This window comes from Streptomyces sp. NPDC048671 (assembly GCF_055587045.1).
The window spans coordinates 1-4439 of record NZ_JBVJHB010000021.1 but is presented as its reverse complement, the minus strand read 5'-3'; the positions used below and the strand labels follow the sequence as shown (position 1 = coordinate 4439).

Below are 4439 nucleotides of genomic sequence, written 5' to 3'. Positions count from 1 at the left end.
CCTCGATGACCCGGCCGCCGTCGCCGGGCTGCTGGAGGCGCTGCGGGAGGCCGGGGCGGACGAACAGACCGCCGCACTGCTGGCCCGCACTCCCGCCGCGCAAGCCTCCCTCGACGACCTGTTCGACCTCGCCTGGCTGCTGGAGGTGCTGCGGGAGGCCGGGGCGGACGAACGGACCGCCGCTCTGCTGGCCCGCGACCCCGCCGCGCGAGCCTCCCTCGACGACCCGGGCGCCGTCGCCTGGCTGCTGAACGTGCTGCGGGAGGCCGGGGCGGACGAACAGGTCACCGCACTGGAGGAGCGGGCCGCCGCGCACACCCCCCTCGACGACCCGTTCGACGTCGCCCAGCTGCTGAAGGCGCTGTGGGAAGCCGGGGCGGACGAACAGGCCGCCGCGCTGGCGGAGCGGGCCGCCGCGCACACCCCCCTCGACGACCTGTTCGACGTCGCCTGGCTGCTGGAGGCGCTGCGGGAGGCCGGGGCGGACGAACAGACTGCCGCACTGGCGGAACGGGCCGCCGCGCACACCCCCCTCGACGGCCCGGGCGACGCCGCCCTGCTGCTGGAGGCGCTGCGGGAGGCCGGGGCGGACGAACAGACTGCCGCACTGGCGGAACGGCTTCCTGCCGCAGGACGCTTCGATCTGTTTATTCAGTTCGGGGGGAACCAGGAACACTTCCGATTCGGACGTGAACCTGACGGGAGTGCCGCCCCGTCGTGGGCGTGGAACGATCTGGACTGAACCAGCGCATCGGGTGAGCAGTACGCGGTCGGCCTGGTCCAGGACGTCATCAGACCTTGATGAAGGCGACCACGCCCCACAGCGGTCGCCCATCGATAGGGGATTCGGCGCATGCAGCACGGAACTGCATGACACCGATGACTGGCCGTCAACACGTGTCTCACAACCAGCAGATATCCCACAGGCACACGGGCTGATGAGCCCATGTGCCTCACACAACAAGGGCCAAATTAGGACCGCAGATAACGATCGTCGTCGTCGCGTACATCGAGGTCTGACCCACGACGTCCTGACCGCCCGCACGAAGGGCAAGGCGATCGGCGGCGTCAAGGTCTCCGACGAGGACATGCTCGCGACCGCCCTGCGCCTGCGTGACGACGAACGCCTCTCGCTGCGCGAGATCGCCTCGCGCCTCGTCATCCGCACCGGCAAGAAGCGCGGCCAGCACCCAGCCCCGGCCACCGTCATGCGCATGCTGCGCGAGCACGACGAGCAGGCAGCCACGGCCCCTCTGGAGCCCACGGCCTGACCTGCGACTCAGTCCTTAGCGTTGTTTTTTCGGCGAGAACTACTGGGACCCCGTCCCGCTGCAGAACGCCATGTTCATCGTTTGGTGAGGGATCGGGTCCGCCGGTTGATGAGGCATCGCTCGCGTAAGAGGAAGACGTAGGACTGACTGACCTGATGACGGGTGCGCGCTTGTCATCCGCCGAAGGCGAGATACCGGTAGGTGAGGCTGTGGAAAACCTCGCTGAAGCGGATGAACGGTCGATGGCTCTGGGTGCGCAGTAATCGCACGGCCGGACGGAGCTCGTCACGGTCGCCGTCGCCCGGGGGTGCACATGATCCTTCCCAGCGCTGTGTGGCCTTCTGCGGCGCTCCGAGCCGTTCCGGGCCCCTGGGGCGACGATCAAGGACCTCTTGGGGCCTCACAGCGGCGTACAGCGCTTCGCGCAGCCCGGGTGCCCCCGCAGCTTCCCCGGCAGACCTGCCGCAGCTCTTCTCCGGCGCCGGTGTTCTCGCTCTCCCGGCCGCGAGCTCTGCTCTCAGAGGGAAGAGAGTTCTACCCGCGCATAGGTACTACAAGTACCTAACTACATTGGGGTGCAAGACGGTGCCCGGTCCCGGCCCGCTCACACGGCCTCCAGCGGTCTCCCGGCGAAGCCCCAGCGGAGCTCTCCCGCACCGGCCAGCACCTTGCACCCTCCCGCCTGCTGCCCGCCATGCTGCACGAGCTGCTGCGGTGAAGGGTGCAAGGGCAGCGGAGGGGTGCAAGAACAGGTGCTGCCCCGGTCGCCCGGCTTGCGATGCGGCATTCGCCCGACCCGGGCGGCACACGGGTGCTGCACGGGTAGCAAGGCCAGCCTCACCGGTGCAGCACGGATGGCTGCTGCACCGGAGGCCGGTGGTTATCACCCGGGGGCGATGATCAGCGTCCGCGCTGGTGCTGCTCGCTGCGCTGTCCATCTGCGCCTTTCCCCTCCAGGGGAACGATGTACGCGCTTCTCGCGGTCGGTGCCGCCCGGCAGGCTCTTTGTTCTGGTTCTCCAGAACAAAGCGGTAGCACCAGCGATACCGATGTCTGTCCGTGCAGCGCGCTGATGTGGGGAAACGTCCGCGACTGCCGAAGGTTTCCCCTGGAGGGGAACGATGTATCGCGGAGGAGAGCACTTCCGCTGTTGCCGCAGGTCAGTGCGCGGGCGAGAGGCCCTGAGCCGGGGCGGAAAGGCGGTCCCACCTGCCGTTTCCCTCACAGGGGAACGATGTAACGCCCCTCCCGCGACACGAGAACGGCGCCGCACCCTCATGAGGTGCAGCGCCGTGGTGCCCGGCCGGGCGGGCGGCCGGGTCAGGAAGCGTGAAGGTGCCGGACGGTCGCCAGGGGCGCGTCCGCGTCGTCGTCCGGGGCCCCGGGGGCCGGCGGTAGGCCCGACGCCTTGGCACCGAGGCGGTAGAACTTCACGCCGACGGCGCTGTAGGCGAGCTGGAGCCAGCCGTTCTCGGCGAGCCGGCCGATGCTGCGCGAGGCGCTGGTGGTGCTCAGGCCGACCATGCGGCCGATGTCCGTGGCGGTGCTGCGGACCGGCTCACCCATCGGGACGGCCGTGGCGTAGTACATGAGGACCTTGAGGTCGGCGCCCTGCTTGAGCTGGGACCGGAGGAGGAGGTCGTTGAGCTCCGCGGCCTCCATGAAGCGCGGGGCGAACGGCTCGGCGATCTGCGTGGTCATGACGCCTCCTTCTTCTCCGGCGGGCAGGTGGTCGATGGGTGGCGCGCGTGCTGTGTGGCGTGCCGCTGCTGTCCCGAGGAGCCGTCGTAGGCCGCCCGGGGGTTCAGCTTGTAGAACTTCACCCGGCCCACCTTCTCCGCCTCCAGGAGGTAGCCCCCACGATGAAGGCTACCTACCGACTTGCTCACCGCGTTCGGACGCAGCTCCAGGTTGATGCCGATCTCGCGGAAGCTCTCGCGCAGCGGCTCGTCTCCGGGCGGTGAGTTGAACAGGTAGTAGCCCCAGACCAGCTTGTCATTCTTGGAGTACCCGCTGTCCTTCGAGAACAGCGCCGCGCCCAACTTCTTGCTGGCGTTGACGTGCCGGCCTCCGCCGCTCCAGGCGAACGGCTTGTCGTTCTTGTCGAGCAGCTCCAGCTGGAGGTACTCGCCGGTGCTCGTGTTGGCTGCTGGCCTTGCCCGGCCCATACCGCTCCTCACCTCGGGCTTTCCCCTGGAGGGGAACGATGTACGCGCCCTGACCGTAGTGGGCATTTCCCCTGGAGGGGAACCGCCACGCCGAACTTGCCCCGAATCGACACATGATCATTTCCCCTCTAGGGGAAAGGTGCGTCCCGATTGATACTCAACTAGCCCTCAGCGATACATGGCATGGCCGCTGAGCTGCGGTGATGCTTGATCGCTCTATACGCACCCATCCCGCCGTCCACGGGTGCCGGCCGGACCCGAGGGGGCCGAGGCGGCTTCGCGTGCGGCTCCGTGGTCTTCCCGCGGCTCGTGGACGGCAGCAGCGCCTCTGAGTCTCGGGTGGTGCCAGCCATGACGAGACAAGTACCAACAGGAGGGGCTGAGGTGCGTGGCGGGTTCCGCCGCCCGGCCCGAGGGGCCGTTCGTCTCCGGCGCCTCCGCTCGCCGGAATTCACAGTGTCCACTATCTGAGGTGCCGTTCTGTTGCTGAGGCCCACAGCTTCCCAATTCGTGATTCCTCGCGTGAGTTACTGAACCGGATACCTGCGCTGACGTTTCCTCAAAAGGGGCGCCCCGCACGGGTGGTTGGAGGGTGTCCCGTGTTTTCGCCAAAGATACATGCTGCATCAACCCGATGCATGCACTACACTGAAACTCGCACGAGCGAGCGACCCCCACCCTCGTAGCCAGCCCGGCCCGCGCCAGCGGGCCTCAAGGTTCTGGAGGCGCAGCCGGAAGGACCGTCAGGCGGGGGAGCGCAGCGGACCCGCCGGGAGCGCCCCGCGCTCCCCCAACTCCCGTACTGGAGGCCCCACTAGCCGCACCCACTGACCCGATCAGCCCGGCCGCGCACCGCGCGGGCAGTCGGGCGCGCAGCGGCCGGCCCGGCTGCCTCCAGGAGCGCAGCGGAGGGAGGCGCCCACGCATCGCGTGGGCGGACGGGAGCGCAGCGACCGTTCCCCTTGCACATCGCGCAGCGATGTGGTACCCGCTCCGCGGG

Annotated in this window: 4 protein-coding genes; 2 read left to right on the top strand and 2 right to left on the bottom strand. The window is 68.7% G+C overall.

The window, feature by feature from the left end:
- Positions 1-742: hypothetical protein (locus ACZ6S6_RS33095; protein WP_469708584.1), on the top strand; the 742-nt coding region annotated here is incomplete at its 5' end.
- A 196-nt stretch (positions 743-938) separates the two neighbouring features.
- Positions 939-1271: a hypothetical protein gene (locus ACZ6S6_RS33090; RefSeq protein WP_469708582.1), complete on the top strand. Its 333-nt coding sequence runs from the start codon at positions 939-941 to the stop codon at positions 1269-1271.
- A gap of 1320 nt (positions 1272-2591) precedes the next feature.
- Here the strand turns inward: ACZ6S6_RS33090 and ACZ6S6_RS33085 are convergent.
- Positions 2592-2972 carry a MarR family transcriptional regulator gene (locus ACZ6S6_RS33085; protein ID WP_054219678.1) on the bottom strand — a complete coding sequence of 127 codons (381 nt, stop codon included), beginning with the start codon at positions 2970-2972 and terminating at the stop codon, positions 2592-2594.
- Positions 2969-3439, bottom strand: coding sequence for a hypothetical protein (locus ACZ6S6_RS33080; protein WP_054219677.1), 471 nt, complete (start codon positions 3437-3439; stop codon positions 2969-2971). Before ACZ6S6_RS33080 ends, ACZ6S6_RS33085 begins: the two co-directional genes overlap by 4 nt.
- Between the last annotated feature and the right edge of the window lie 1000 nt (positions 3440-4439).